Here is a 26,528-nt window from a genome sequence, read left to right as displayed (position 1 = left end):
AATGGCGAAGACGCATGCATGCCGCTGCAGCATGCGGGACGGTTCGCATGGATGCGCGTCCTCACTCGCCTCCCAGCGCCGCGATCCGCGCAGCCAGTTTCTTCGCCGTCGGGGCGCCGCGCGCGGCCAGTTCCTGGGCGTAGGTCGACACCCGCAGTTCTTCGAGTTCCCAGCGCAGCGCACCGTGTCCGGCCGGGTCGACGCGGCCTGAGGCCTCGGCGTCGGCGAGCGCGTCGACCAGCGGTTGCAGGTCGAGCATCCGCTGCTGGTCGCGCAGCGGGTCGCGCTGGGCGCGCTCGGCGCGGATCGCCAGCGCCTTGAGGTAGCGCGGATATCCCTCCAGCGCCGTCGCGGGCACGTCGCGCAGGAAGCCGGGGTGCGCCAGCGCGGCGAGCTGGGCCTGCATGTCGTCCAGGTTGGCCCTGGCCCAGCCGATCAGCCGCGATTCCAGCTTCACACGGATCTCCGCCACCAGCGCCAGGATCGTCTCGGCCTGCGCCAGGCAGCGCATGGCCTCGCCGAACAGCGCGCGGGCGACCGCATCGCGGCGGGCGCCGAAGGCGTCTGCATCGCGGATCGCGTCGAGGCCGTCGGCCAGCAAGGCGGACAGCGCGCCATCGACGAGATCCTCACGTAGCCTGTCGCCACCGCGCCCGGTGCGCGCCACGTCGCCGGTCGATTCGATCGCCGCATACAGCAGGGCGGTCTTCGCGGGCACCGGAAGCTGCTTGCGCGCCTGCTTCACCCGGTCCTGCAACGCGATGACGAGCAGCCTTCGCACGCCTTGCGGATGCAGCCGCGCGGCGTGCGCGCGATCGGCGTGCACGCCCAGGACCGCGCTGTCGCCTGCGTCCTCCAGCGCCGGCCAGGCGCGCACGCCGCCCGCGCCGGGAACCGATTCGGGGATCGGCGTCGCGGGAAATTCGCGCAGGCCCGACTGCGCCAGCCCCTCCGAGGCGCGCGCGGAAAACGCCTCGGCCGCGCGCGCCCCGAAGCGCTCGCGCAATTCGTCGAGGTCGCGCGATTCGGCGAGCACCTGCGCGCCTCCGCGCGCCTCGGGATCGACCAGCCGCAGGTTCGCGCGCAGGTGCGGCTCGAGCGCCGATTCGTCGAAATCCGTAGGCGCCACCTGCACGCCGGTCATGCGCGCGAGAAAGCGCGCGAGGGTGCCGGTGAACGCGTCGGGCTCCTCGCCACGATGGGCCTGCGCGAAGGCGCGCGCGAAGTCCGGCGCGGGGACGAAGTTGCGCCGCAGCGCCTTGGGCAGGCCGCGGATCAGCGCCGCCGCCTTGTCGGCGACGAAACCCGGCGCCAGCCACGACAGGCGCACCGGGTCCAGCGCGTTGAGCAGGTGCAGCGGTACCGAAACGGTCATGCCGTCGTCCGGCGCGCCGGGTTCGAACCGGTAGCGCACCGCGAGCCGCGCGTCGCCGAGGGCGATGAAGGCGGGGAAGCGCACCGCATCGGCGCCCTCGCCCATCAGCAGGTCGTCCTTCGACCAGGCCAGCGCCCGGCGGGCTTCCGCCGACTGTTTGCCATGCCAGGCGTCCAGCGAACGCGCGTCGACGATCTCAGCGGGGATCCGGTCGGCGTACCAGCGCTGCATCCAGTCCTCGTCGACGACCAGGCCGGCCCGGCGCTGCTTGGCTTCCTCCTCGCGCGCGTCCTCCAGCGTCTCGAGGTTGCGCGCGAGGAACGGGCTGCGCAGGTTGATCTCGCCGCTCACCAGGCCATCGCGCAGGAACAGTTCGCGCGCCTCGAGCGGATACAGGCGGCCGTAGTCGACCGGTCGCTTCGGCGCCAGCACCAGGCCGAACAGGCTCACCTGTTCGCTGCCGAGCACGCGTCCCTGCGCGCGCGACCAGCGCGGATCGTGGTGGCGCCGGGCCAGCAGGTGCGGCAGTTCGGCGATCGCCCAGTCCGGCTCGATCGCGGCATTGGTCATCGCCCAGACCTTCTCGGTGTCCAGCAGCGTCGCCGACAGCACCCACGGCGGCGGCTTGCGCGCCAGCGGCGAGCCGGGGAACAGCTGGAACCGGCGCCCGCGAGGGCCCTCGAAGATGCCGCGCTCGCCGAGGTGGCCGATCTGGGTCGGCAATCCGGCGATGAGCGCGCGGTGCAGCGCGGCGTAGGCCCGTGGCGTCAGCGCGACCGGCGCGGGGTTGGCGTCGCCGGCGAGCGTCGGTCCCGGCGGCGTGGTCCCGACGCGCGGGGAGCCCGGTTCGTTTTCCGATGCCGCAGGTTGCGTCGACCACCCGAGTTCCTCGCACTGCAGCTTGAGCTGGCGATGCAGCTCGCGCCATTCGCGCATGCGCAGGAACCCCAGGAAGTGTTTCTCGCACCACTTGCGCAGCTGCGACTGGGTGAGTTCCTCGTGCGCCTCGCGATACGCCTCCCACAGCCGCAGGATGCCGACGAACTCCGACTTAGGATCGGCGAACAGCGCATGCGCGTTGTCGGCCGCGGCGCGCTGGTCGGCCGGACGCTCGCGCGGATCCTGGTTGCCCAGGAACGCCGCGATCGCCAGCATCCCGTGCAGGCAGCCGTGCGCCTTCGCGGCCACCAGCATCCGCGCCAGCTTCACGTCGACCGGCAGCCTCGCCATCGTACGGCCGATGTCGGTGAGCCGGCGCTGGCCGTCGATGGCGCCGAGTTCGGCCAGGTGCTGCCAGCCGTCCGCGACCGCGCGCGGGTCGGGCGGTTCGACGAAGGGAAAGGCGTCGATGTCGCCCAGCCCCAGGAACAGCATGCGCAGGATCACGCCCGCCAGCGCGGCGCGGCGGATCTCCGGGTCGGTGTAGGCCGGGCGCGACTGGAACTCGGCTTCCGAGTAGAGGCGGATGCAGGTGCCGGGCGCGATGCGGCCGCAACGTCCCTTGCGCTGGTCGGCGCTGGCCTGCGACACCGGCTCGATGTGCAGGCGGTCGAGCTTCTGCCGCGGGCTGTAGCGCTTGATCCGGGCCACGCCGGGATCCACCACGTAGTGGATGCGCGGCACCGTCAGCGAGGTTTCGGCGACGTTGGTGGCCAGCACGATGCGGCGTTGCGGACCCGGGTTGAAGACCCGGTCCTGGTCGCGCGCGGACAGCCTCGCGTAGAGCGGCACCACTTCGGTATGCCGGTACTTGCGCCGTTCCAGCGCCTGGTGCGCCTCGCGGATCTCGCGCTCGCCGGGCAGGAACACCAGGGTGTCGCCGGTGCCGCGCTCGCCCATGATCTCGTCGCAGGCGGCGACGATGCCGTCGAGCATGGAAATGCCGGGAATCGGGAATCGGGAATCGGGAATCGGTGCTGGCCGCGATGTTCCACCAGCGGAAACCGGCGACCCCGACATTCCCGATTCCCCATTTTCCGTTCCCGGCTCCAGCGGCCGGTAGCGCACTTCCACGGGATACCCGCGACCCTCGACGTCCACCACCGGCGCATCGTCGAAATGCGCCGAGAAGCGTTCGGTATCGATCGTCGCCGAGGTGACGATCAGCTTCAGGTCGCGGCGCTTGCGCAGCAGCTGCTTGAGGTAGCCGAGCAGGAAGTCGATGTTGAGGCTGCGCTCGTGCGCCTCGTCGACGATGATCGTGTCGTAGCGCGAGAGCCAGCGGTCGGACGCGATCTCGGCCAGCAGGATGCCGTCGGTCATGAACTTGATCGCGGTGTCCTCGCCGACCTGGTCGCTGAAGCGCACCTGGAAGCCGACCAGCCCGCCCAGCGGCACCTGCAGTTCCTCCGCCACCCGGCGCGCGACCGCGCGCGCGGCGATCCGGCGCGGCTGGGTGCAGCCGATCATCCCGGCCACGCCGCGGCCGGCCTGCAGGCACAGCTTCGGCAACTGCGTGGTCTTGCCGGATCCGGTCTCGCCGGCCACCACCACCACCTGGTGCGCCCGCACCAGTTCGACGATGCGTTCGGCGTGCGCCGCGATCGGCAGTTCGGGGGCGGCCGTCGAGGCCGGGATGCGCGCGGCCTTCGCCTCGCGCGCCGCGAGCGAGGCCTGCAGCGCCGAGGCGAACGCTTCCTGCGCCGCGACCTGCGAAGGATTCGCGTTCCATCGCGACCACAGCCCGAGCAGCCTGCCCCGGTCGCGCGACAGGCCAGACTCGATCGCGCGACGGGCCTGCTTTAACGCAGCCGTCGCGGGAGCGCGCCTAGAATCCATCGCCACCCTTGCAAAGGCGCCGGCAAGTCTCATATTCGTTCCGCATCGGCGTATTGTCGCCAAAATCCAACCGATTCCGAGGTCCCCATGTCGAAGACCAAGCCCGCGAAGCCCGCCAAGACCGCGAAGGCGGCGAAACAGTCCAAGGACGCCAAGCCGGCCGTCGCCATCTCGCCCGCGGCTTCGCCCGCCACCGGCGGTACCGGCCCGGCCATTGACATCGGCATTTCCGACAAGGATCGCAGGCAGATCGCGAAGGAGCTGTCGAAGTTCCTGGCCGACAGCTACACCCTGTACCTGAAGACGCACAACTTCCACTGGAACGTGACCGGGCCGATGTTCAACGCCCTGCACAACATGTTCGAGGCCCAGTACACCGAGCAGTGGACTGCGCTGGACGACATCGCCGAGCGCATCCGTGCCCTGGGCTTCAACGCGCCGGGCTCGTATGCCGAGTTCGTCAAGCTGTCCTCGATCACCGAGGAGGCCGGCGCCACCGAGGCCCCGGAATGGCGCGAGATGGTGCGCCAGCTGGTGGTCGGCAACGAGGCGGTCTGCCGCACCGCGCGCAAGGCGCTCGACGTAGCGGACGACGCCGACGACGCTCCGACCGAGGACCTGCTCACCCAGCGCCTGCAGACCCACGAGAAGTACGCCTGGATGTTGCGTTCCCTGCTGCAGTAGGCACGCCGACGCCGGAGCGCCCGCCCACGGGGGCGCTCCGGCCGGTCGCACGGAGCGAATTCGCGCGACCTGCGCCGACACGGCCGCGGCCGGTTTTCTGACGGCGGCGGGCGCAGGCGACGGTATCCTGAGCACATGAAGGAATCACCCGAGGCGCTGCTGCGCCGCGTCTTCGGCCACGCCGCGTTCCGCGGCGAGCAGGCGGCGATCGTCGACCACATCGCCGGCGGCCAGGATGCGCTGGTGCTGATGCCCACCGGCGGCGGCAAGTCGCTGTGCTACCAGCTGCCGGCGCTGCTGCGCGAGGGCACGGCGATCGTGGTCTCGCCGCTGATCGCGCTGATGCAGGACCAGGTGGACGCGCTGCGCCAGCTCGGCGTGCGCGCGGCCTGCCTCAATTCCACGCTCGACGCCGAGGCGGCCCAGGCCGTCGAGCGCCAGCTGCTGGCCGGCGAGCTCGACCTGCTGTACGTCGCACCCGAACGCCTGCTCACGGCCCGCTTCATGTCGCTGCTCGACCGCGCGCGGCTGGCCCTGTTCGCGATCGACGAGGCGCACTGCGTGTCGCAGTGGGGACACGACTTCCGGCCCGAGTACCGCGAACTGACCGTGCTGCACGAGCGCTGGCCCGACGTGCCGCGCATCGCGCTCACCGCCACCGCCGACCCGCCCACCCAGCGCGAGATCGCCGAGCGCCTGCAACTGCAGGACGCGCGCCGCTTCGTCAACTCCTTCGACCGCCCCAACATCCGCTACACGGTGGTGCACAAGGAGAACGCGAAGCGCCAGCTGCTCGATTTCCTGCAGGCCCATCCCGGCGCCGCCGGGATCGTGTACTGCCTGTCCCGTCGCAAGGTCGACGAGACCGCGCAGTTCCTCGCCGCGCAGGGCATCGACGCCCTGCCCTACCACGCCGGCCTGGACGCGGCTACGCGCGCCGCGAACCAGCGCCGCTTCCTGCGCGAGGAAGGCGTGGTGATGGTGGCCACGATCGCCTTCGGGATGGGCATCGACAAGCCCGACGTGCGCTTCGTCGCTCACGTCGACCTGCCCAAGTCGATCGAGGGCTACTACCAGGAAACCGGCCGCGCCGGTCGCGACGGCGAACCTTCGGACGCGTGGATGTGCTACGGGCTCGGCGACCTGGTGCTGCTGCGGCAGATGATCGAGCAGTCCGAGTCGGGGCCCGAGCGCAAGCGCCTGGAGCACCGCAAGCTCGATGCGCTGGTCGGATACTGCGAGTCGATGCGCTGCCGCCGGCAGGGCCTGCTGGCGAACTTCGGCGAATCGCACCCGGGCGCGTGCGGCAACTGCGACAACTGCCTGCAGCCGCCCGAGGCCTGGGACGCCACCGAGCCGGCGCGCAAGGCGCTCAGCTGCGTCTACCGCACCGGCCAGCGCTTCGGCGCCGCGCACCTGATCGACGTGCTGCGCGGCGGCGACGGCGAGCGCGTGCGCCAGTTCGGCCACGACCGCCTGGGCGTCCACGGCATCGGCACCGAGCTCGATGCGCGCACCTGGCGCGGCGTGTTCCGGCAACTGGTCGCGCACGGCCTGCTCGAGGTCGATGCCGAAGGCCATGGCGGCCTGCGCCTGGCCGAGGCCAGCCGCGCGGTGCTGCGTGGCGAACAGCCGGTGATGCTGCGCAAGCCGGTCGCGCGCCGGGCCCGGGCGGGCACGACGCGTGGCGAGGCCGTTGCCGACCTCGCCCCCGCCGACGTGGCCGCGTTCGAGGCCCTGCGCGAGCTGCGCGCGCGCCTGGCGCGCGAACAGAACGTGCCCGCCTATGTCGTGTTCCACGACAGCACGCTGCGCGCGATCGCCCGCGAGCGGCCGACCGACCGCGACGCGCTCGGGCGCGTCGAGGGGATCGGCGCGGCCAAGCTCGAGCGTTACGCCGACGCGGTGCTGGAGGTACTGCGTGACGCGGACGCGACCGTCGCATCGGCGCATTAGCCGAGCTGCGCGTGGCGACATACGACTGCCGCGAACGCCATGGCGACGGTCACCCCCACCGGGCATCCCGGCCGGGCACCGATGATCGTGGGGCGGGAAAGCTGGTGGGCCGTGATGGATTCGAACCATCGACCAGCGGATTAAAAGTCCGATGCTCTACCGACTGAGCTAACGGCCCGTCACGTACCGGACTTGCGCCGGGAACCGCATTCTATCGCATCGCCTTCAGCCGACGTAGCGCGTCGGATCGACGACCCCGGCGGCGGCGAACCCCTCGGCGCGCAGCCGGCAGGCGTCGCAGTGGCCGCAGGCGCGCCCGTCGCCGTCGGCGCGGTAGCACGATACGGTCTGCGCGAAGTCCACGCCGAGCCTCTGACCCTCGCGCACGATGTCGGCCTTGCCCATGCGCAACAGGGGCGCGTGCACACGGATGCCGGCGCCTTCGACGCCCGCCTTCGTGGCGAGGTTGGCGAGGCGCTCGAAGGCATCGATGAACTCCGGGCGACAGTCTGGATAGCCGGAGTAATCGACGGCGTTGACCCCGCAGAACAGGTCGTTCGCACCCAGCACCTCGGCCCAGCCGAGCGCCAGCGACAGCATGATCGTGTTGCGCGCGGGCACGTAGGTCACGGGGATGCCCGGGCCGCCGGCGTCGGGCACCTCGATGTCGTCGGTCAGCGCGGATCCGCCGAATGCGCGCAGGTCGACCGTCACGGTCTTGTGCTCGACAGCTCCGAGCGCCTGCGCCACGCGTCTGGCGGCGTCGAGTTCGGAGGTGTGGCGCTGGCCGTAGCTGACGCTGAGGGCGTGAAGCGCAAGGCCCTGCTCGCGCGCGATCGCGAGCACGACGGCGGAATCCATGCCGCCGGAAACGAGGACGACTGCTTTTTTCATTTCGGAATCGGGAATCGGGAATCGGGAATCGGGAATCGGGAATCGGGAATCGGGAATCGGGAAAGACTAAAGCCTTGTCATCCCGAGCGCGGCGAGGGATCCTGGCGCCGCTGCGAAACGCAGATCCCTCGCTGCGCTCGGGATGACACCCAGGCGGTATCGAAACCACTCGGGACCGCGTGGGCCTGCAACGAGGGCGCCCTGTGCATCCGCACGACAAGCGCCTGCGAACGCCGCCTCGCACCGTCCTGGCGCGTCGCCGCACCGCCCTGGCGCCTCGTCATCGCCCCGGCGCGTCGTTCCACAGCAGCTTGTGCAACTGCATCTGGAAGCGCACCGGCAGGCGATCGGCGACGATCCAGTCGGCCAGCTCGGTCGCGGACAGTTCGGACTTGCTCGGCGAGAACAGCACGTCGCAGCGCGCATGCAGCGCGCGCTCCAGCACCACACCGCGCGCCCATTCGTAGTCTGCGCGGTCGCACACCACGAACTTCACCTGGTCATGCGCGGTCAGCAGGGCGAGGTTCTCCCAGAGGTTCCGCCCGACCTCCCCCGAGGCTGGGGTCTTGACGTCGAGCACCCGCGACACGCGCGCGTCGACACCGGAGATGTCGATCGCACCGGAGGTTTCAAGCGACACGGCATGGCCGGCATCGCACAGCCGCGACAGCAGTCCCAGGCAACGCTTCTGCGCAAGCGGCTCGCCCCCGGTGACGCAGACATGCCGCACGCCGTGGCGGGCGACTTCCGCGAGGATGGCGTCGACATCCCGCCACTCGCCACCGTGGAAGGCGTAGGCGGTATCGCAGTAGGTGCAGCGCAGCGGGCAGCCGGTCAGGCGCACGAAGACGGTCGGCCAGCCGGCGTCGCGGGCCTCGCCCTGCAGCGACAGGAAGATCTCGGTGATCCGGAGCCGATCCGCCGCCGACGCGGCAGCCGCGTCGGGCGCGACCGCGGACACGGCTAGCGCGTCGCCCGCGCCAGCTGGATCGCGTGCAGCCGATCCTCGGCGGTGCGCGCCGCGTCTGTTCCCGGGAACCGGTTCGCGACCAGGGACAGGGTGTCCTCCGCCCCATCGAGGTCGCGCAGTCCGTACTGCGACAGGCCGACCTTCAACAGTGCGCCGGGCGCCTTGTCGTGGGTGGGATAGCGATCCACGAGCGCCTGGAACTGTTCGCGCGCAAGATCGTAGTTCTGGGTCACGTAATAGCTTTCGCCCAGCCAGTAGCGGGCGTTCGGCGCGTACACGCCCTCCGGGTGCGCCTGCAGGAACGCCTGGAACAACTGCGCGGACTCCGCGTAGTTGCCGCCCTTGAGCGCGTCGAACGCGGTCTCGTAGGCGCCGCGCTCGTCGGCGCTGTTGGCGAGCAGGCCGGGATCGCCGTGGACCGACGGCGGGGCGTCGCTCGGCCCGGTCGTGGCAGCGGGTGCCGTCGGCGAACCGACCGGGGCCTCCCCCTCCTGCCCGGGCTGCACCGGCTGCTGCATGCCGCCCTCGAGCCGGTTGAGGCGGCCGTCGAGGTCGAGATACTGGCTGCGACCGGTCGACCTGAGTTGTTCGTTGGTTTGCTGCAGTTCCTCGATCTGCGCCCGCAACGCCTGCACTTCCGAACGCAGGGCGGTCAGCTGGTTGAGCAGATCGACGTTGCCCTGGTTGTCGGCGGCACGCAACTCGAGCGCGGCCACGCGATCGGCCAGGCTGGCCCGCTGGGCGAACGCGGGCGCGGCGGCCACCAGGGCCGCCGCGAACGCGATTGGAACGATGATGGCGCGCATCTGTGCCGCTTACTTCGCCGTGTACACGATCTCGACGCGACGGTTGCGGGCCCAGCAGTCCTCGCCGGACTCGGTGCAGGTCGGACGCTCCTCGCCATAGCTGACCACGGTCAGCTGGGCGCCGGAACCACCGTTGGCCTGCAGGGCCGACGACACGGCATTGCCGCGACGCTCGCCCAGGCCGAGGTTGTACTCGCGGCTGCCGCGCTCGTCGGCGTTGCCTTCGAGGGTGATGCGCGAGGACGGACGGTCACGCAGGTACTTGGCGTGGCAGGCCATCGCGGCCTGGAACTCCGGACGCAGCGCGTCCTGGTCCAGGTCGAAGTAGACCACGCGCTGGCGCAGGCAGGCATCGGTATCGAGGTCGGACGGACCGTACGCACCCGGCGTGGTCGGGGCCGGATCGGTGACGCCGCCGGTGGACGGGCCGGTGTCGGGCGGGACTTCCTTGACCTTCTTGGAACAGGCGGCTGCGGCGACGCACATCACCGCGATCAGCAGGGCCTTGCCAAGCACGGCGGGCTTGTTGGTGTTCATTCTCGTCGATCCTCGGGCTTTGTTACGGACGTTCAGGTTGATGGACAGGCTGTGCAGAAAATGTCAGCGCTGCGAGCGATACGGACCCCAGGCCGGTTCGCGTACGTCGCCGTCCGCAAGGACAAGGCGCTGACGGACGCGTCCATCGGCCGAGACAGCATACAGGACGCCCCGTCGGCCTTCACGCGCCGCGTAGAGCAGCATGCTGGCGTTCGGGGCGAAGCTGGGCGACTCGTCCAGCGAGCCCGGCGAGAGGGTCGACCAGCGGGGCGAACCCAGGCTGCGGTCCATCACCGCGATCCGGTAGGTGTTGCCGGCGCCCTGTGCCACGGCGATCTTCTGGCCGTCCCAGGAGATGCTCGGGTCGGCGTTGTAGTTGCCCTCGAAGGTCACCCGGGTGGCGCCACCGCCCGAAGCCGGCGTCTGGTAGATCTGCGGCCGCCCCCCGCGGTCGGAGGTGAAGTACAGGCTGTTGCCGTCCGGACTCCAGGCCGGCGCGGTGTCGATGCCGAACTGGTTGGTGATCTGGGTCAGGGCCTTGCTGCCCAGGTTCATCACGTAGATCTCGGGGTTGCCGCTGCGCGAGAGGGTGAGCGCCAGGCGGCTGCCGTCCGGGGAAAATGCCGGGCCGCTGTTGATGCCGCGGAAGCTGGAGACCAGTTCGCGGCTGCCGGTGGTGATGTCCTGGATGTAGATCGAGGAGTTGCCGCGTTCGAAGCTGACATACGCCAGCTTGCGGCCGTCCGGGCTCCATGCCGGGGACAGCAGGGGCTCGTTCGAGCGCACCACGGTCTGCGGGTTGTAGCCGTCGGCGTCGGCGACCATCAGCGCGTAGCGGCTGCCCTGCCCGGCCCCGGTGGCGGTGACGTAGGCGATCCGGGTCCAGAACGCGCCGCGCACGCCGAGGATCTTCTCGTAGATCGCGTCGGCCATCTGGTGGGCGACGTCGCGCATCGCGCTCGAGCGCGCCGTCATCGCCAGCCCGAGCAGCCGCTGCTGCTTGGCGACGTCGAACAGCTCGTATTCGACCCGGTAGCTGCCCTCGGCCGCATCGACCACGCGGCCGATGACCAGGAAGTCCTGGCGCAGCGCCCGCCAGGCCGGGTAGTCGACTTCGGCGCCGGTGGTCGGGCGGCTGGCCATGTCGCGTTCGGGCAGCGTGCGGAACTGGCCGGAGCGCTCGAGGTCGGCACGGACCACCGCCGCCACGTCGGTCTCGGGTGCGGTCGCCCCGCCCTGGTAGGGCATCGGCACGACCGCGATCGGCAGCGCCGAGGCGTTGCCACCGATGATGTCGATCTCCAGCCCCTGCTGCTGCGCGGCCGCTGCGAACGGCAGCAACACGGCGAGCATGGCGAGCAGACAACGTTTGGCAAAGGTCATCGGTAGGTTCCTGGACACGGTCGGAAAGGAAGCGGGCCACAGCTTGGCCGCGAATCGGTACGCGAAGATGAACGGAGGTGGACTCCGCGACATCGCGACGACCGGCCGCAGCCGGCGCAAGCCGTGCATCCACGACTGCCCGCCACGCAGAACGGCGCCCCGCACCGGGACAGACTCATATCGGGCCAGGCGTGAAGGCGTTGAGAGGGCCGGAGCCGTGTCAGCGATCCTGCGCGGCGAAGTTGAGCAGCAGCGTACGCTGGAACACCGACTCGAAGCCCACGTACGGCAGCGGCTGCGCCTTGAGCACCGCCGCCTCGACCGAGCGTCGGCCCAATTCGTCGTAGGGACAGGACGGATCGACCTCGGCCGAGACCACCTCGCCGCCCGGGATCTGGCGGATGACGATGCGGCAGCGCTGGCCGAGCGGCACCGTTTCCGGACGCGTCCAGTTGCGCAGGATCGCGTCCTGGATCGCCGCGGCGTAGCGCGCCGACAGGCCCGCATCCACGCCCTGGTTGCCGGGTGGCGGCGGGGCGCTGGCCGCTGCCGCCTGCTGCGAGGCCTGCCGCGCCTCGCGGTCGGCGAGTTGCTTGAGCCGCTCTTCGGCGAGTCGCGCCTGCCGCTCTTCGCGCGCGCGCTCGGCGCGGATCTTCTCCAGTTGCTGCTGCGCGAGGCGACGCTTCTGTTCGGCTTCTTCCTGGCGTTGGCGCTCGGTCAGGTCGATCTGCTCCTGGCGGCGCTTCTCCTCCTGCTCGCGATCGACCCGCGCGCGCTCGGCCTCGGCGTCGCGGCGCACCTCGTCCTGGTTCACCGGCTCGGGTTCCGGCACGCGCTCCTGCGGCGTCGGCTGGCGCTCGACCGGCGCCTCGTCGGGCACCGGTTCCGGGATCGGTTGCGGTGGCGGCGGGAACACTTCCTCCTCCAGCGGTTCCGGCAGCGGCTCCACGACCGGGGCCGGCAACGGTTCGGGTTCCAGCGACAGCGCGCGTTCCACCGCCTGCTGTTCGGTGCTCGACACGTCCAGCACCGCCTCCATCGACGGCGCGCCGGCGACGCTGATCCGGTCCGGGTCCCAGCTCAGCAGCGGCGAGAGCAGCAGGATCGCCACCACCAGCACGTGCACGACGACGGCCCAGGCGATCGCCCGGCCCAGCCCTTCGTCCTGCGCCGGGGCGGGACGCGGGAAGGCGTCAGCGTGCATCGCTCCCCGCGTCGGTCCACAGGCCCACGTTGCTGACGTTCGCGCGGCGCAGCACGTCCATCGCGTCGATCACGCGCTGGTAGGGGGCATCGCCCTGTGCCGCGACCATCACCCGGAAATCGCTGCCGCGCTGGGCGCGGATCGGGGCCAGCATCGCCTCCATCTGCGCGCGGTCGATCACGCGCGGGTTGTCGTCGCCGGGCAGTTGCAGCCCCAGCCGGCCGTCGGGATAGGCGATGACGATCACCGGCTCCTCGCGGTCCTGCATCGCCCGCGCGGTCGAGGAAGGCAGCTTGACGTCGACGCTCAAGGTGAGCAGCGGCGCGGTCACCATGAAGATGATCAGCAGCACCAGCATCACGTCGATGTACGGCACGACGTTGATCTCGGACTTCAGCTTGCGCCGCTTGCGGTGGATGATGCTTCCGGCCATGGGGCGCTCCGACTACTCGATCGAACCCTGGCGCTGCAGGATGGTGCTGAACTCCTCGGCGAAGCTCTCGTAGCGCACCGCGAGGCGCTCGACGCGCATGGTGAAGCGGTTGTAGGCCCACACCGCGGGGATCGCGACGAACAGGCCGATGGCGGTCGCGAACAGCGCCTCGGAAATGCCCGGGGCGACCGCGGCGATGCCGGTCTGCTCGCCGCTGTTGAGCATGTCGTGCATGGTGACCATGATCCCGAAGACCGTGCCGACCAGGCCGACGTAGGGCGCGGTGGAACCGATGTTGGCGAGCAGCTCCAGGTTGCGTTCGAGCTGGTCGACCTCGCGCGTGTAGCTGACCCGCATCGCGCGTTGCGCCCCCTCGAGCTGGGCGCGGCCGTCGAACCCGCGCTTCTCGCGCAGCCGCGCGTACTCGCGGAAGCCCGCCTCGAAGATCGCCTCCAGGCCGCTGACGCGGCGGTTGCGGTCGGTGGCGGCCGAATACAGCTTGCCGAGGTCGGCGCCGGACCAGAACCGGCTCTCGAACTCGTCGGCCTCGCGGTTGGCGAGCTTGAAGATGCGCGCCTTGCGGAAGATGATCACCCAGCTGATCAGCGAGCCGACCAGCAGCAGCAGCACGATCAACTGCACCGGCAGGCTGGCCTTGAGCATCAGGTCGATGTAGTTGATGCCCGAGTGGGCGGCGACGGCCGCGGCGTCCGCGCCCTCGGCCAGGGCCGTGGTGGTCGCGGCGGCCTCTTCCGGCAGCGGCTCGATCTGGGTGGCCTGCAGCAGCATCGCGAGGGGGGTCATTCGTCTTCGGCTCCGGGTTCGACGAGGCGGTTCAATTGCTGGTACAGCGGTTCGGGGATCGCGCGCGGACGGAACGTCGAGGCGTCCAGCGCCGCGCACCGCACCTCCGCGTCGAGCAGGCGTTCGCCGTCGCGCAGGATCGACTGCGCGAAGACGACGCTGGCATGACGGCAGCGGCGCAGCGACACCGTCACCTGCAGCGCGTCGTCCAGCCGCGCGGGCCTGCGGAAATCGATCCGCATCGCCCGCACCGCGAACACCAGATCGTGCGACAGGCGCAGCATGTCCTGGCCGTACCCCAGCGCACGCACCCATTCGGTGCGCGCGCGCTCGAGGAACGCCACGTACTGCGCGTGATAGACCACACCACCGGCGTCGGTATCTTCCCAGTAGACCCTTGTCGGGATGCTGAACGCACGGGATTCGGGATTCGGGATGGGGGATTCGGAACTCAAGAGCGCTGCCTTCGCGAGTCCGACGCCCGCGTCGAAGCTTGGCCGCGCATCAGAACAACCCCTCCGGATCCCCAATCCCCAATTCCGAATCCCGCCTGGGCTTCAGCCCGAGGTGCCGCCAGGCCTTGACCGTCGCCATCCGGCCGCGCGCGGTGCGGACCAGGAAGCCCTGCTGGATCAGGTAGGGCTCGATCACGTCCTCGAGCGTGCCGCGCTCCTCGCTCAGGGCCGCGGCCAACGAATCGACGCCCACCGGGCCGCCGTCGAAGTTCTCGATGATGAGGTTGAGCAGGCGCCGGTCGAGCTCGTCGAAGCCTTCCGGGTCGACCTTGAGCATCTTCATCGCGGCATCGGCGATCGCGAGGTCGATGCGTCCCTCGGCCCGGACCTGGGCGTAGTCGCGGACCCGCCGCAGCAGGCGGTTGGCGATGCGTGGCGTGCCGCGCGAACGCCGCGCGATCTCCACCGCGCCCTCGTCGACGCAGTCGATGCCGAGGATCCGCGCGGCGCGGCGCACGATCCGCGCCAGCTCCTCGGCGCTGTAGAACTCCAGCCGCTGGACGATGCCGAAGCGGTCGCGCAGCGGCGCGGTCAGCAGGCCGGCGCGGGTGGTGGCGCCGATCAGGGTGAAGGGCGGCAGGTCGATCTTGATCGAACGCGCGGCGGGACCCTCGCCGATCATGATGTCGAGCTGGAAATCCTCCATCGCCGGGTACAGCACCTCCTCGACCACCGGCGAGAGGCGGTGGATCTCGTCGATGAACAGCACGTCGTGCGGCTGCAGGTTGGTGAGCAGCGCGGCGAGGTCGCCGGCCTTCTCGATCACCGGCCCCGAGGTCACCCGCAGGTTCACCCCCAGCTCGTTGGCGATCACGTGGCTGAGCGTGGTCTTGCCCAGGCCCGGCGGGCCGAAGATCAGCACGTGGTCGAGCGCTTCGGCCCGGCCCCTGGCGGCCTCGATGTAGATCGACATCTGCTCGCGCACCGGCTGCTGGCCGAGGTACTCGTCGAGCCGCCGGGGCCGGATGCTCGCCTCGATGGCGTCGTCCTCGCGGGTCGCGCCGGCGGCGATGATGCGTTGCTCTTCCATGCCGCTATGGTCGCATGGCACCCCGGCCGGCGCACCGTCGACGGACGCGCCGGGCGGGGCCGTCACAGCGGCATCAGTGGGTCGCGGCGTCCTCGGCCGGCAGCGCCTGCACGCCCTGGGGCACCCCGGTCATGTCCGGCAGCCTGTGGGCGATGCCCTTGTGGCAGTCGATGCAGGTCGCCTCGCCCGTGGCCAGGAAGGTGCGGTGGGTCCTGGCGGCCCGACTGGCCTGTCGGGTCAGGTCCATCGAGTCGTAGTCGTGGCAGTTGCGGCATTCCAGCGAGTCGTTGGCCTTGAGCCGCGACCATTCGTGGGTGGCCAGCACCAGGCGCTGGTCGAGGAACTTCTCGCGGGTGTTGATGGTGCCGAAGATGTTGCCCCAGACCTCCTTGGACGCCTGCATCTTGCGCGCGATCTTGTCGGTCCAGTCGTGCGGCACGTGGCAGTCGGGACAGGTCGCGCGCACGCCCGAGCGGTTGCTGTAGTGGATCGTGGTCTTGAGTTCCTCGAACACGTTGTCGCGCATCTCGTGGCAGCTGGTGCAGAACTCCTCGGTGTTGGTGATCTCCAGCGCGGTGTTGAAGCCGCCCCAGAACATGACGCCGGCCAGGAACCCGCCGAGCGTCAGGAAGCCCAGGCTCAGGTACCGCGCCGGCGCGTTGAACTGGCGCCAGAAGGTGCGCAGCACGTCCGCGATACGGCGCAAGAGCCTCATTGCAGCTCGCGCTCCGACCGCAGCAGGCTGTCGATGTCGCGGAAGCCGTTGGCCACCAGCGGCTGCGCGTTGGTCTGCACCACGTGGCACTGCACGCAGAAGTAGCGTCGCGGCGAGATCTCGGCCAGGAACTGGTCGTTGCGGTCCATGTAGTGGGTCACGCTGACCTCCGGCGCCTGGAACTGGGCGGCGGTGCTGCGCGCGTGGCAGAGCATGCAGCGGTTCGAGTTGAGGTCGACCTGGTAGCCGTCGATGCTGTGCGGGATCGTCGGCGGCTGCATCGGATAGGCGCGGCCGCGACGGATGTCGAAGTTCTCGGGGTTGGCCATCGGCAGCGGCGTGATCTCGCTGGTGATCGGCACATGCCGGCGCAGCCCGTCGATGTCCTGCGCCGGATTGCCGCGCGCGCCGACCTCGGGCGCCGGCGCCACCACCTGCGGACGCGGATCCCGATCGCGGCCGCAGGCCAGCAGCACGGGCAGGAGCAACAGCAGCAGGATCGCGCGCATGTCAGGCCCCTCCCACCGCCACGACCCGCGCGGCGCATTTCTTGAAGTCGGTCTGCTTGGAGATGGGATCGGTCGCGTCGAGCGTCACCTTGTTGATCAGCTGCGCGGCGTCGAACCAGGGCACGAAGATCACGCCGCGCGGCATGCGGTTGCGGCCGCGCGTCTCCACCCGCGTGCGCATCGCGCCGCGGCGCGAGGCCACCGACACCTCGTCGCCTCGCTTGAAGCCGCGCTCACGCGCATCGTCCGGATGCATGAACACCACCGCCGAGGGGAAGCTGCGGTAGAGCTCGGGGATGCGCCCGGTCATCGAGCCCGAATGCCAGTGCTCGAGCACGCGGCCAGTGACCAGCCACAGGTCGTACTCGTCGTCCGGCGACTCGGCCGGCGGTTCGTAGGGCAAGGCCCAGATCACCGCCCGGCCGTCCGGATAGCCGTAGAACTCGAAGCCGGTGCCGGGCTTGACGTAGGGGTCGGCGCCCTCGCGGTAGCGCCACAGGGTCTCCTTGCCGTCCACCACCGGCCAGCGCAGGCCGCGGACCTGGTGGTAGGTGTCGAACGGCGCCAGGTCGTGGGCGTGGCCGCGGCCGAACTCGGCGTACTCCTCGAACAGGCCCTTCTGCACGTAGAACCCGAAGGCGTCCGCCTCGTGGTTGGCGTAGCCGGCCTCGATCTGGTCCACGCCGAACGCATCGACCTTGCCGTTGCGGAACAGCACCTCGAACAGGGTCTTGCCCCTGAAATCGGGATGGGCCGCCAGCGTCTCGGCGGGCCAGCACTCGTCGGTGGTGAAGCGCTTGGAGAACTCCATCAGCTGCCACAGGTCCGATTTCGCTTCGCCGGGGGCATCGACCAGCTGGTGCCAGAAATGCGTGCGCCGTTCGGCATTGCCGTAGGCGCCCTCCTTCTCCACCCACATCGCCGTCGGCAGGATCAGGTCGGCGGCCTGGCAGGTCACCGTGGGGTAGGCATCGGAGACGACGATGAAGTTGTCGGGGTTTCGGTAGCCCGGATACCCCTCCTCCAGCATGTTCGCCGCCGCCTGCATGTTGTTGTTGACCTGCACCCAGTAGGCGTTGAGCTTGCCGTCCTTGAGCGCACGGTTCTGCTCGACCGCGTGATAGCCGATCTTGTCCTTGATGGTGCCGGGCGGGACCTTCCAGATCTCCTCGGCCATGGCGCGGTGCCTGGGATTGGTCACCACCATGTCCGCCGGCAGGCGGTGGCTGAAGGTGCCGACCTCGCGCGCGGTGCCGCAGGCCGAGGGCTGCCCGGTCAGCGAGAACGGGCTGTTGCCTGGCGTTGCGATCTTCCCGGTCAGCAGGTGGATGTTGTAGACCATGTTGTTGGCCCAGGTGCCGCGCGTGTGCTGGTTGAAGCCCATGGTCCAGAAGGACATCACCTTGACCTTCGGATCCGCGTAGAGCTCGGCCAGCTTCTCCAGCCAGCCGCGCTCCACGCCCGTCATCTCCACCGCGCGCTCGAGCGTGTACGGCGCGACGAAGCGCGCGAACGCGTCGAAGTCGATCGGCGTGCCGCCATTGGGGTCGTCGGCATTCTTCGCCTGGACCTGCAGCGGGTGCTCCGGGCGCAGGCCGTAGCCGATGTCGTCGTTGCCGCGCTTGAAGCTGGTGTGCCTGTCGACGAACTCGCGATTGACCCTGCCCGTGCGGATGATGTGGTTGGCGATGTAGTTGAGGATCACCAGGTCGGTCTGCGGCCTGAAGACCATCGGGATGTCGGCCAGGTCGAAGCTGCGGTGCTCGAACGTGGACAGCACCGCGACCTTGACGTGCGGATGCGACAGCCGCCGGTCGGTGACCCGGGTCCACAGGATCGGGTGCATCTCGGCCATGTTCGAGCCCCAGAGCACGAACGCGTCCGCCGCCTCGATGTCGTCGTAGCAGCCCATCGGTTCGTCCATGCCGAAGGTGCGCATGAAGCCGGTGACGGCGGATGCCATGCAGTGGCGTGCGTTGGGATCGATGTGGTTGCTGCGGAACCCGGCCTTCATCAGCTTGTTCGCCGCATAACCCTCCCACACCGTCCACTGGCCGGAACCGAACATGCCGATGCCGTCGCCGCCCTTGGCCTTGAGCACGGCCCGGAACTTCTCCGCCATCACGTCGAAGGCCTCGTTCCAGCTCACCGGGGTGAAGTCGCCCTGCTTGTCGTAGACGCCGTCCTTCTTGCGCAGCAGCGGCGTGGTCAGGCGGTCCACCCCGTACATCACCTTCGACAGGAAATAGCCCTTGACGCAGTTGAGGCCGCGGTTGACCTCGGCATGCACGTCGCCATGCGTGGCCACGACGCGGCCGTTGTGGACCGCGACGTTGATGCCGCAGCCGGTGCCGCAGTAGCGGCACGGCGCCTTGCTCCACTTGAGCTGCCCCTCGCCTTCCACCACCGCGTCGGCGACCTGCGCGGGCAGCGGCAGTCCCGCGGCGACGGCGGCACTGGCGATGGCACTGTTGCGGATGAAATCGCGGCGGCTGGTGCTCATCGTGGCGGTTCCTGTGGTTCGGGCGGCGCGACGGCCGGGCCTGGCGGCGCCTGCGGCTCGACGTGGTGGTAGACGAGGTTGACGGCGTACACGCCGGGCACGGCGTTGAGCAGGTCGATGCTGCGCATCAGTCCGGCGGTGCCGTCGCTTTCCTGCACGAGCACGCTGCGGGTCTGGTCCTGCAGCGCCAGTTCGAGCCCCTCGGCCGCACCGATGGTGGTCGCGAGCGCGGCGATCGCATCGGGCCGGTGGCGGACCACCAGGCTGGCGACATGCCATTCGCGCGCGGTATCAGGCATCGGGCGCCGCCTTCGGCCGCGTCGCCGACGAATCGCCATCGGGAGGACGACCGGGCGCATGGACGACACGCGCACCGGTCAGCGTGACCTCGGCCGGGGTTCGCGTCGCGCGCAGCCGCGGACCGGCACCCATGCATCGAGGCAGCGAGGCCAGGCGGGCGATCCGACAGTTGCGAACGGGCGCAGGCAGGTCCACGCCCTTCAGATCCCCGGTGGCCCGGGCGGCCCGGCGATCATCTGCCAGATCCAGACGGCGAACCCGTAGCCGCCGACGATCATCACCGCCAGCAGCGGGAACAGCACCACTGTGATGAACAGGAACAGGATCAGTTCCCGTCGCTTGCTCGGCTGTCCGGCCTTCGGATCCAAGGCGCACCGCTCCCGGTGGAGAACCTGGCTTGCAGGCGCCTACCCTAACCCGTCGAAGGCGCCGCGTCCAAGCATGGCCGACGGTGGGCACGCACGACAGCGACGGCGGTCACGCTGCGACGGTCATGCCGCCGCCATCGTGCATTGCGTCATCGCACGGTGCGTCATCGCACGGTGCGTCATCGCGCGGTCCGTCAGCGCGCATGCGACACCGTGCGACGTGTGGACGATCGCATCGCGCGGCTAGCGGGCCCGGAACGCTTCGGCCGCGAGCGCGAACGAATGGCGCCGTGCGGCGTGGTCGAAGATGTTGGCGGTCAGCATCAGTTCGTCGGGGCGATGCCGCGCCGCGAATTCCGCGATGCCCTCGCGCACGTCGGCGGCGTCGCCGACGACCGCACACGCAAGCGCCTGTTCGACCATCGCCTTTTCCTGCGGCGTCCAGAACGCCTCGATGTCGTCGATCGGCGGCGGGATCAGCCCGGGCGCGCCGCGCCGCAGGCGCACGAAACTCTGCTGCTGGGTGGTGAACAGGCGTTGCGCCTGCGCGCGCGTGTCGGCCGCGACCACGTTCAGCGCCAACATCGCGTAGGGCGCGCGCAGGCGGCGGGAGGGCTTGAAGTCGCGATGGTAGAGCGCAAGCGCTTCGGTCATCGCCGCCGGCGAGAAATGCGAGGCGAACGCATACGGCAGGCCCATCGCCGCAGCGAGCTGCGCGCCGAACAGGCTCGAACCGAGGATCCAGACCGGCACGTCGACGCCCGCGCCCGGCACCGCCTGCACCGGCTGCCCGGGCTGCGCGGGTTCGAAATAGCGCAGCAGTTCCGCGACGTCCGACGGAAACGCGTCGGCGCCGGCGTAGTAGCGGCGCAACGCGCGCGTGGTGGGCTGGTCGGTGCCCGGCGCGCGACCGAGGCCCAGGTCGATGCGGCCCGGATGCAGCGAGGCCAGCGTGCCGAACTGCTCGGCCACCTGCAGCGGCGCGTGGTTGGGCAGCATCACCCCGCCCGATCCGACCCGGATGGTCGAGGTGCCCCCGGCGATGTGCCCGATCAGCACCGCCGTGGCGGCGCTGGCGATGCCCGGCATGTTGTGGTGCTCGGCCAGCCAGTAGCGGGTATAGCCGAGCGACTCGGCCAGGCGCGCGAGATCGAGCGAATTCGCGAACGCCTGCGCGGGGGTGCTGCCTTCGCAGACCGGCGCGAGGTCGAGCAGGGAATACGGGACGGGGGCGGGTCCGGAGGTCGTCATGGACCAGACATGGGGCAACCCGCGGCCGTTTCCAATGCGGATCGACTGGAGATCGCGTCGCAGTGGCGGCCCCGTCCGGCCGGGATGCCCGCGCTCGACGGCGTCGCATCCGACACGCGCGCACGTAGCAGCATGCGCCGGCACGCTGCGAGCGGCCGATGACGGCGCGGACCCCTCCAGTGGCGACGTGCACGCGACCGTCGGTGGCACAATGCGCGCCGACGCGGCCCGTTCCCGCGCCGGAGTCCGCCTTGCGCAAGGGCATTCGCCATCCCGCGCGGCTCGTGCCGCTCGGGTTCCTGGTCCTGATCTCGATCGGCACGGCGCTGCTGATGCTGCCCGCCGCGCGCAACGCCGGCGTCGGGGCGCCGCTGCTCACGGCCCTGTTCACCTCCACCTCCGCGGTCTGCGTGACCGGGCTGGTGGTGGTCGACACGCCCGTCTACTGGTCCACGTTCGGCCAGTGGATCATCCTCGGCCTGTTCCAGGCCGGCGGCCTCGGCATCATGACCGGCGCCACCCTGCTCGGGCTGCTGGTGGCCGGCAGGCTGGGACTGGAATCGCGCCTGGCGGCGCAGGCGGAGACCCGCGAGGTATCGCTCGGCAACGTGCGCGACGTGCTGCGCATCGTGGTGCTGGTCACCCTCGTGGTCGAGGGCGCCACCACCCTCGCGCTGACACTGCGCTTCCACTTCGCGCACGGCGCGCCCTGGGGCCAGGCGTTGTGGGAGGGCTTGTTCCATGCCGTGTCCGCGTTCAACAACGCGGGCTTCTCGACCCGTTCCGACAGCCTGACCACGTGGGCGGGCGATGCGCTGGTGATCGTTCCGCTCACCCTGGCGGTGTTGCTCGGCGGCCTGGGTTTCCCGGTGCTCAGCGAGCTGCGCCGTCGCCCGCTCGACTGGCGACGCTGGTCCGTGCACACGCGGCTCACGCTCCAGGGTACCGCGCTGCTGGTGGTCGGCGGCGCGACGCTGATCGCCGCCTACGAATGGCACAACCCCGCGACCTTCGGCGCGCTGGAGGGCACGGAGCGGGTGCTCGGCGCGATGTTCCATTCGATCGCCGCGCGCACCGCGGGCTTCAACACCGTCGACGTCGGCGCGATGCAGCTGGAGACGCAGGCGGTGACCTGGGCGCTGATGTTCATCGGCGGCGGCAGTGGCGGGACCGCGGGCGGGATCAAGATCACGACCTTCATGCTGCTCGGTTACGCGGTCTGGGCGGAGGCGCGTGGCAGCCAGGACACCGTGGTGTTCCGCCGCCGCGTTCCCGACGAGGCCCTGCGCCTGGCGCTGGCCGTGGTGCTGATGGCGCTGACCGTGCTGGCCTTCGGCGTGCTCGCGCTGCTGAGCGTCACCGACCTGGCGGTCGAGGATGCGATCTTCGAGTCGATCTCGGCCTCGGCCACGGTCGGGCTGTCGACCGGGGTCACCGCCACGCTGCCGCCTGCCGGGCAGGCTATCCTGATCGCATTGATGTTCATCGGCCGCGTCGGCTCGGTCACCCTGGTCACCGCGCTCGCCATGCGCCGGCGTCCGCGAGCCTTCCGCTATCCAGAGGAGCGCCCCATCGTTGGCTAGTCCCCCGACCATCGTTCCACGGCGCGACGGCGGCAGCGTCGCGGTCATCGGCCTAGGGCGCTTCGGCAGCGCGGTCGCCACCTCGCTCCTGCACCTGGGGCACGAAGTCCTGGGCGTGGACGAGAACCCCGATATCGTGCAGCGCTGGGCCGACCGCCTGACCCACGTGGTGCAGGCCGACAGCACCAGCACCGAAGCGTTGCGCCAGCTCGGCCTGGACGATTCCGCGCACGCGGTGGTCGGCATCGGCACCGACATCGAGGCCAGCGTGCTGACCGTGCTCGCGCTCGAGGAGCTGGGCGTGCCCGACATCTGGGCCAAGGCCACCAGCATCAAGCACGGCCGGATCCTCGAGCGCACCGGCGCGCACCACGTCGTCTACCCGGAAGCGGCGATGGGCGAGCGCGTGGCGCACATGGTGACCGGCAAGATGATCGACTTCATCGAGTTCGACGACGGCTTCGCCATCGCCAAGACCCAGGCGCCGCGCGAGGCCGCGGGCAAGACCCTGAGCGAGTCCGCGCTGCGCACGCGCTACGGCATCACCATCGTCGGCCTCAAGCGCGGCCGCAACGACTTCGCCTATGCCCGCGCCGACACCCTGGTCGAGGATGGCGACGTGCTGATCGTCTCCGGCCCGACCACGCTGGTGGAGAAGTTCGCCGCGATCTCCTGAGCGGCGCTAGATCTCGACCTGGGTGCCCAGCTCCACCAGCCGGTTGCCCGGGATCCGGAAGAAGCCCGACGCCGGCGCCGCATTGCGGTGCATCAGCGCGAACAGCCGGTCGCGCCACACCGGCATGCCGCGGTGCGCGCCGGAGACGATCGTCTCGCGGCTGGCGAAGAAGGTGGTTTCCATCGGATCGAAGCACAGGTCGCTGACGTCGCAGGCCGCCATCAGCGCACGCGGCACGTCGGGCGTCTCCATGAAGCCGAAGCGCACCAGCACGCGATGGAATCCGTCGCCGATCTCCTCCACCTTCAGGCGCCGGTGCGCGTAGGGCACGCTCAGGGTCTCGACGGTCAGGAACACGTTGCGCTCGTGCAGCACCTTGTTGTGCTTGAGGTTGTGCAGCAGCGCGTGCGGCACCACGCCCTTGTCGCTGGTCATGAACACCGCGGTGCCTTCCACCCGCACCGGCGGCGCCAGCATCAGGCCGGGGATGAAGGCATCGAGGCGGATGCCTTCCTTCTGGATCTCCTCGCGCAGGATGTCGCGCCCGCGCCGCCAGGTACGCAGCAGGGTGAACACGATCGCGCCCAGCACCACCGGGAACCAGCCGCCCTGCAGGATCTTGGCGCCGTTGGCGACCACGAACGCCGCGTCGATGACCAGGAACAGCGCGCACAGCGGCAGCACCCAGCGCCGCCAGCGCGGCCACAGCGCGCGCGCGACGATCACCAGCAGCAGGGTGTCGATCAGCATCGTCATCGACACCGAGATGCCGTAGGCGGTCGCCAGCGCCGAGGAACTGCGGAAGCCCAGCACCAGCGCGATGACGATCGCCATCATGGTCCAGTTGATCGCCGGGATGTAGATCTGGCCGATGGTGTCGCTGGAGGTGTGCCTGATCCGCATGCGCGGGATGTAGCCCAGCTGCATCGCCTGGCGCACCACCGAGAAGCCGCCGGTGATCACCGCCTGCGAGGCGATCACCGTAGCCATGGTCGCCAGCACCAGCATCGGCCAGCGCGCCCATTCCGGCACGCCGACGTAGAACGGGTTGCGGATCGCGGCCGGGTCCTCCAGCACGAGGGCGCCCTGGCCCAGGTAGTTGAGCATCAGCGCCGGCAGCACGAAGAAGTACCAGGCGTAGCGGATCGGCCTGGCGCCGAAATGGCCCATGTCGGTGTAGATCGCCTCGCCACCGGTCACCGCCAGGACCACCGCGCCGAGGATGAAGACCCCGCCCCAGGCATGGTCGACGAAGAAGTGCGCGGCCCAGTACGGGTTGATCGCGTGCAGCACTTCCGGTTCGTGCAGGATGTTGGCGACGCCGAGCGCGGCGAGCGCGAGGAACCACAGCGAGGTGATCGGACCGAAGACCCGGCCCACCTTCGCCGTGCCGAAGCGCTGGCTGGCGAACAGGCTGACCAGTACCAGCAGCGACACCGGCACGATCCAGTTGTGCAGGCGCGGCGAGATGACCTCCAGTCCCTCGACCGCGGACAGCACCGAGATCGCCGGCGTGATCACGCCGTCGCTGAAGAACAGAGATGCGCCGAAGATGCCGAAGATGCCCACCAGGTAGGCCAGGCGCGAGTCCTTCGGCAGGCAGCGCTGTGCCAGCGCCATCAGTGCCATGATGCCGCCCTCGCCGTCGTTGTCGGCGCGCAGGATGATGGTCACGTACTTCACCGTCACCACCAGCGTCAGCGACCAGAAGATCATCGACAGCACGCCGAGCACCGTGTCGTGCTCGGCGACCAGGCCGTAGTGCGGCGAGAAGGCCTCGCGGATGGTGTACAGCGGGCTGGTGCCGATGTCGCCGAAGACGACGCCGAGCGCGCCGACCACCAGTCCGGCGAGTCCGATGTTGCCGTGCCCGTGCACGGGAGAACCGGGTGCCGGGGACGGCGGGCGGGTGACTTGCGACATGCTCGTGGAGGATCCGGCGACAGTGGGGGCTGTCAGCGAAGCGCGGACTGTAACGCTTTGCGGATGATGATTTCAGCCCGATCACCGTCTGAAGCGGCCGATTTGGCCATCCTCTGCGCCTCCACGGGCTTGTAGCCCAGCTGCTGCAGGGCCACGATCGCCTCGGACAACGGGTCGGCGGGGCCGCTGGCGGGCATCGGCAGCGCGCCGGCGGCGAGATCGGCCGCGCGATCGCGCAGTTCCACCACCATGCGCTCGGCGGTCTTCTTGCCGATCCCGGGGATGCGGGTCAGCGCGGCGACGTCGCCCGTCTGCACCAGCCTCGCGAACTCGCCGACCGCCACGCCCGAGAGCACCGCCAGCGCGATCTTCGCGCCGATCCCGCTGACTTTCTGCACGTCGCGGAACAGGCGTCGCTCGGCGTCGGTGAGGAAGCCGTACAGCGACACGCTGTCCTCCTTCTGCGCGTAGTGGGTGAACAGCGCCACCTCGCGCCCGGCCTCGGGCAGGTCGTAGAACGTGCTCATCGGCGCCTCGAGCTCGTAGCCCACGCCATGCACGTCCACCACCAGCCACGGCGGCTGCTTGTGCACGAGGAGGCCCTTGAGGCGACCGATCATGGCTGTGCCCTCCGGGCAGGTGATTGGTGATTGGTGGTTGGTGATTCGCGAAGGCGGGGAGACCGGTCCCTCCGTGGCCCGCTTCTTCGAATTGCCAGCAACCAATCACGAATCACGGCTCCCATCACTTCCTGCTCCAGGCCTGCTGGGTGCTGACGCCGAGGCGCTTCGCTGTGGCGCGCACGTGCGCGTGGGTGATGGCGATCGCCAGCGCGTCGGCGGCGTCGGCCTGAAGCTTGCCGTGCAGGTTCAGCATGATTCCGACCATGTGCTGGACCTGCGTCTTGTCCGCCCCGCCCCGGCCCACCAGCGCCAGCTTCACTTCCTTGGCCGCGTACTCGTGCACCGGCAGGTCGCGCAGCACCACCGCGCTGATCGCCGCGCCACGGGCCTGGCCCAGCTTCAGCGCGGAATCCGGATTGCGCGCCAGGAACACGCGCTCGATCGCGACTTCCTGCGGCTGCCAGGTCTCGATCACCTCGGCCAGCCCGAGCAGCAGCCGCCGCAGCCGCGCCGGGAAATCGCCGTCGCCCAGCAGCAGCAGGGCGCCGTTGAACACGTGCGTCGCCCGCCCGGCCTCGTCGACGTCGATGATCCCGACACCGGTGCGCTGCGAGCCTGGATCGATGCCGAGGATGCGGGTCATGGGAAGCCGGGAGTCGGGATTGGGGATTCGGGATTCGAGCCGATGACGCCATGTCCCGGATTCTT

24 protein-coding genes and 1 tRNA gene are annotated in these 26,528 nt (G+C 70.0%); 4 read left to right on the top strand and 21 right to left on the bottom strand.

Going from position 1 to position 26,528, the window contains the following annotated elements; translation table 11 throughout:
- Positions 1 to 61 precede the first annotated feature (61 nt).
- Complete coding sequence (hrpA, locus tag FZO89_RS17710) at positions 62 to 4,153, bottom strand: ATP-dependent RNA helicase HrpA (RefSeq protein ID WP_149104787.1); 4,092 nt, start codon at positions 4,151 to 4,153, stop codon at positions 62 to 64.
- An 87-nt stretch (positions 4,154 to 4,240) separates the two neighbouring features.
- On the opposite strand from hrpA, the gene FZO89_RS17705 reads away from it, so the two are divergent.
- Together FZO89_RS17705 and recQ are read left to right on the top strand one after the other, a co-directional pair.
- Positions 4,241 to 4,837, top strand: a complete 597-nt coding sequence (locus FZO89_RS17705) for a Dps family protein (protein ID WP_149104786.1) — start codon at positions 4,241 to 4,243, stop codon at positions 4,835 to 4,837.
- A 135-nt stretch (positions 4,838 to 4,972) separates the two neighbouring features.
- Complete coding sequence (gene recQ / locus FZO89_RS17700; protein WP_149104785.1) at positions 4,973 to 6,793, top strand: DNA helicase RecQ; 1,821 nt, start codon at positions 4,973 to 4,975, stop codon at positions 6,791 to 6,793.
- Positions 6,794 to 6,895: 102 nt separating this feature from the next.
- Here the strand turns inward: recQ and FZO89_RS17695 are convergent.
- The 17 genes from FZO89_RS17695 to FZO89_RS17615 form a co-directional block, all read right to left on the bottom strand.
- Positions 6,896 to 6,971 (bottom strand) — tRNA-Lys (locus tag FZO89_RS17695).
- 47 nt (positions 6,972 to 7,018) lie between these two features.
- On the bottom strand, positions 7,019 to 7,687 hold the full coding sequence (gene queC, locus FZO89_RS17690; RefSeq protein ID WP_149104784.1) for a 7-cyano-7-deazaguanine synthase QueC: 669 nt from the start codon (positions 7,685 to 7,687) through the stop codon (positions 7,019 to 7,021).
- A 280-nt stretch (positions 7,688 to 7,967) separates the two neighbouring features.
- The gene (queE, locus tag FZO89_RS17685) at positions 7,968 to 8,648 is read right to left on the bottom strand and encodes a 7-carboxy-7-deazaguanine synthase QueE (RefSeq protein WP_149104783.1); all 681 of its coding nucleotides are present in this window, start codon (positions 8,646 to 8,648) and stop codon (positions 7,968 to 7,970) included.
- A 2-nt stretch (positions 8,649 to 8,650) separates the two neighbouring features.
- Positions 8,651 to 9,463 carry a tol-pal system protein YbgF gene (ybgF, locus tag FZO89_RS17680; protein ID WP_149104782.1) on the bottom strand — a complete coding sequence of 271 codons (813 nt, stop codon included), beginning with the start codon at positions 9,461 to 9,463 and terminating at the stop codon, positions 8,651 to 8,653.
- A gap of 9 nt (positions 9,464 to 9,472) precedes the next feature.
- A complete protein-coding gene (pal, locus tag FZO89_RS17675) occupies positions 9,473 to 9,949 on the bottom strand; it encodes a peptidoglycan-associated lipoprotein Pal (RefSeq protein WP_425480494.1) in 477 nt (158 codons plus the stop codon).
- Positions 9,950 to 10,063: 114 nt separating this feature from the next.
- Positions 10,064 to 11,383: a Tol-Pal system beta propeller repeat protein TolB gene (gene tolB, locus FZO89_RS17670; protein ID WP_149104780.1), complete on the bottom strand. Its 1,320-nt coding sequence runs from the start codon at positions 11,381 to 11,383 to the stop codon at positions 10,064 to 10,066.
- Between the two features lie 220 nt (positions 11,384 to 11,603).
- A complete protein-coding gene (locus FZO89_RS17665; RefSeq protein WP_149104779.1) occupies positions 11,604 to 12,587 on the bottom strand; it encodes a TonB C-terminal domain-containing protein in 984 nt (327 codons plus the stop codon).
- Entirely contained in the window at positions 12,577 to 13,020 is a 444-nt protein-coding gene (locus FZO89_RS17660) for an ExbD/TolR family protein (RefSeq protein ID WP_149104778.1), read from the bottom strand. The genes FZO89_RS17665 and FZO89_RS17660 overlap by 11 nt, the downstream gene beginning before the upstream one ends.
- A 12-nt stretch (positions 13,021 to 13,032) precedes the next feature.
- The gene (gene tolQ, locus FZO89_RS17655) at positions 13,033 to 13,824 is read right to left on the bottom strand and encodes a protein TolQ (protein ID WP_149104777.1); all 792 of its coding nucleotides are present in this window, start codon (positions 13,822 to 13,824) and stop codon (positions 13,033 to 13,035) included.
- Positions 13,821 to 14,279 (bottom strand): tol-pal system-associated acyl-CoA thioesterase, encoded by a 459-nt coding sequence (gene ybgC / locus FZO89_RS17650; protein WP_149104776.1) that lies wholly within the window; start codon positions 14,277 to 14,279, stop codon positions 13,821 to 13,823. The genes tolQ and ybgC overlap by 4 nt, the downstream gene beginning before the upstream one ends.
- A gap of 49 nt (positions 14,280 to 14,328) precedes the next feature.
- On the bottom strand, positions 14,329 to 15,369 hold the full coding sequence (ruvB, locus tag FZO89_RS17645; protein WP_149104775.1) for a Holliday junction branch migration DNA helicase RuvB: 1,041 nt from the start codon (positions 15,367 to 15,369) through the stop codon (positions 14,329 to 14,331).
- A gap of 73 nt (positions 15,370 to 15,442) precedes the next feature.
- Complete coding sequence (locus FZO89_RS17640; protein ID WP_149104774.1) at positions 15,443 to 16,084, bottom strand: NapC/NirT family cytochrome c; 642 nt, start codon at positions 16,082 to 16,084, stop codon at positions 15,443 to 15,445.
- The gene (locus tag FZO89_RS17635; protein WP_149104773.1) at positions 16,081 to 16,593 is read right to left on the bottom strand and encodes a nitrate reductase cytochrome c-type subunit; all 513 of its coding nucleotides are present in this window, start codon (positions 16,591 to 16,593) and stop codon (positions 16,081 to 16,083) included. The genes FZO89_RS17640 and FZO89_RS17635 overlap by 4 nt, the downstream gene beginning before the upstream one ends.
- Before the next feature lies 1 nt (position 16,594).
- On the bottom strand, positions 16,595 to 19,096 hold the full coding sequence (gene napA, locus FZO89_RS17630) for a periplasmic nitrate reductase subunit alpha (protein ID WP_149104772.1): 2,502 nt from the start codon (positions 19,094 to 19,096) through the stop codon (positions 16,595 to 16,597).
- Positions 19,093 to 19,395, bottom strand: coding sequence for a chaperone NapD (locus tag FZO89_RS17625; protein ID WP_149104771.1), 303 nt, complete (start codon positions 19,393 to 19,395; stop codon positions 19,093 to 19,095). Before FZO89_RS17625 ends, napA begins: the two co-directional genes overlap by 4 nt.
- Positions 19,396 to 19,596: 201 nt before the next feature.
- On the bottom strand, positions 19,597 to 19,764 hold the full coding sequence (gene napE / locus FZO89_RS17620) for a periplasmic nitrate reductase, NapE protein (RefSeq protein WP_149104770.1): 168 nt from the start codon (positions 19,762 to 19,764) through the stop codon (positions 19,597 to 19,599).
- Between the two features lie 243 nt (positions 19,765 to 20,007).
- The gene (locus tag FZO89_RS17615; protein WP_149104769.1) at positions 20,008 to 21,015 is read right to left on the bottom strand and encodes an LLM class flavin-dependent oxidoreductase; all 1,008 of its coding nucleotides are present in this window, start codon (positions 21,013 to 21,015) and stop codon (positions 20,008 to 20,010) included.
- A gap of 251 nt (positions 21,016 to 21,266) precedes the next feature.
- Between FZO89_RS17615 and FZO89_RS17610 the strand changes: the two genes are divergently transcribed.
- Positions 21,267 to 22,598, top strand: coding sequence for a TrkH family potassium uptake protein (locus tag FZO89_RS17610; protein ID WP_222928172.1), 1,332 nt, complete (start codon positions 21,267 to 21,269; stop codon positions 22,596 to 22,598).
- Positions 22,591 to 23,274, top strand: coding sequence for a potassium channel family protein (locus tag FZO89_RS17605; protein WP_222928171.1), 684 nt, complete (start codon positions 22,591 to 22,593; stop codon positions 23,272 to 23,274). Before FZO89_RS17610 ends, FZO89_RS17605 begins: the two co-directional genes overlap by 8 nt.
- Positions 23,275 to 23,280: 6 nt before the next feature.
- On the opposite strand, the gene FZO89_RS17600 is transcribed toward FZO89_RS17605, so the two are convergent.
- The 3 genes from FZO89_RS17600 to ruvC all read right to left on the bottom strand — a co-directional run bounded on the left by FZO89_RS17600 (position 23,281) and on the right by ruvC (position 26,463).
- Positions 23,281 to 25,197 (bottom strand): potassium transporter Kup, encoded by a 1,917-nt coding sequence (locus FZO89_RS17600; RefSeq protein WP_149104767.1) that lies wholly within the window; start codon positions 25,195 to 25,197, stop codon positions 23,281 to 23,283.
- 32 nt (positions 25,198 to 25,229) lie between these two features.
- On the bottom strand, positions 25,230 to 25,817 hold the full coding sequence (gene ruvA / locus FZO89_RS17595; RefSeq protein ID WP_149104766.1) for a Holliday junction branch migration protein RuvA: 588 nt from the start codon (positions 25,815 to 25,817) through the stop codon (positions 25,230 to 25,232).
- 124 nt (positions 25,818 to 25,941) lie between these two features.
- Positions 25,942 to 26,463 carry a crossover junction endodeoxyribonuclease RuvC gene (gene ruvC, locus FZO89_RS17590; RefSeq protein ID WP_149104765.1) on the bottom strand — a complete coding sequence of 174 codons (522 nt, stop codon included), beginning with the start codon at positions 26,461 to 26,463 and terminating at the stop codon, positions 25,942 to 25,944.
- Positions 26,464 to 26,528: the final 65 nt, after the last annotated feature.

This window comes from Luteimonas viscosa, assembly GCF_008244685.1.
Classification (GTDB): domain Bacteria; phylum Pseudomonadota; class Gammaproteobacteria; order Xanthomonadales; family Xanthomonadaceae; genus Luteimonas; species Luteimonas viscosa.
This window is presented reverse-complemented; position numbering and strand designations above follow the sequence as displayed.

Bases quoted from the DNA above. Each gene is read 5' to 3' on its own strand.
- FZO89_RS17600 (WP_149104767.1), bottom strand. From the start codon at position 25,197: ATGTCGCAAGTCACCCGCCCGCCGTCCCCGGCACCCGGTTCTCCCGTG.
- FZO89_RS17615 (WP_149104769.1), bottom strand. From the start codon at position 21,015: ATGACGACCTCCGGACCCGCCCCCGTCCCGTATTCCCTGCTCGACCTC.
- pal (WP_425480494.1), bottom strand. From the start codon at position 9,949: ATGTGCGTCGCCGCAGCCGCCTGTTCCAAGAAGGTCAAGGAAGTCCCG.
- tolQ (WP_149104777.1), bottom strand. From the start codon at position 13,824: ATGACCCCCCTCGCGATGCTGCTGCAGGCCACCCAGATCGAGCCGCTG.
- ruvB (WP_149104775.1), bottom strand. From the start codon at position 15,369: ATGGAAGAGCAACGCATCATCGCCGCCGGCGCGACCCGCGAGGACGAC.
- ruvA (WP_149104766.1), bottom strand. From the start codon at position 25,817: ATGATCGGTCGCCTCAAGGGCCTCCTCGTGCACAAGCAGCCGCCGTGG.
- FZO89_RS17640 (WP_149104774.1), bottom strand. From the start codon at position 16,084: ATGAGGCTCTTGCGCCGTATCGCGGACGTGCTGCGCACCTTCTGGCGC.
- FZO89_RS17635 (WP_149104773.1), bottom strand. From the start codon at position 16,593: ATGCGCGCGATCCTGCTGCTGTTGCTCCTGCCCGTGCTGCTGGCCTGC.
- FZO89_RS17665 (WP_149104779.1), bottom strand. From the start codon at position 12,587: ATGCACGCTGACGCCTTCCCGCGTCCCGCCCCGGCGCAGGACGAAGGG.
- hrpA (WP_149104787.1), bottom strand. From the start codon at position 4,153: ATGGATTCTAGGCGCGCTCCCGCGACGGCTGCGTTAAAGCAGGCCCGT.
- tolB (WP_149104780.1), bottom strand. From the start codon at position 11,383: ATGACCTTTGCCAAACGTTGTCTGCTCGCCATGCTCGCCGTGTTGCTG.
- FZO89_RS17705 (WP_149104786.1), top strand. From the start codon at position 4,241: ATGTCGAAGACCAAGCCCGCGAAGCCCGCCAAGACCGCGAAGGCGGCG.
- FZO89_RS17660 (WP_149104778.1), bottom strand. From the start codon at position 13,020: ATGGCCGGAAGCATCATCCACCGCAAGCGGCGCAAGCTGAAGTCCGAG.
- FZO89_RS17625 (WP_149104771.1), bottom strand. From the start codon at position 19,395: ATGCCTGATACCGCGCGCGAATGGCATGTCGCCAGCCTGGTGGTCCGC.
- recQ (WP_149104785.1), top strand. From the start codon at position 4,973: ATGAAGGAATCACCCGAGGCGCTGCTGCGCCGCGTCTTCGGCCACGCC.
- napA (WP_149104772.1), bottom strand. From the start codon at position 19,096: ATGAGCACCAGCCGCCGCGATTTCATCCGCAACAGTGCCATCGCCAGT.
- ruvC (WP_149104765.1), bottom strand. From the start codon at position 26,463: ATGACCCGCATCCTCGGCATCGATCCAGGCTCGCAGCGCACCGGTGTC.
- ybgF (WP_149104782.1), bottom strand. From the start codon at position 9,463: ATGCGCGCCATCATCGTTCCAATCGCGTTCGCGGCGGCCCTGGTGGCC.
- queC (WP_149104784.1), bottom strand. From the start codon at position 7,687: ATGAAAAAAGCAGTCGTCCTCGTTTCCGGCGGCATGGATTCCGCCGTC.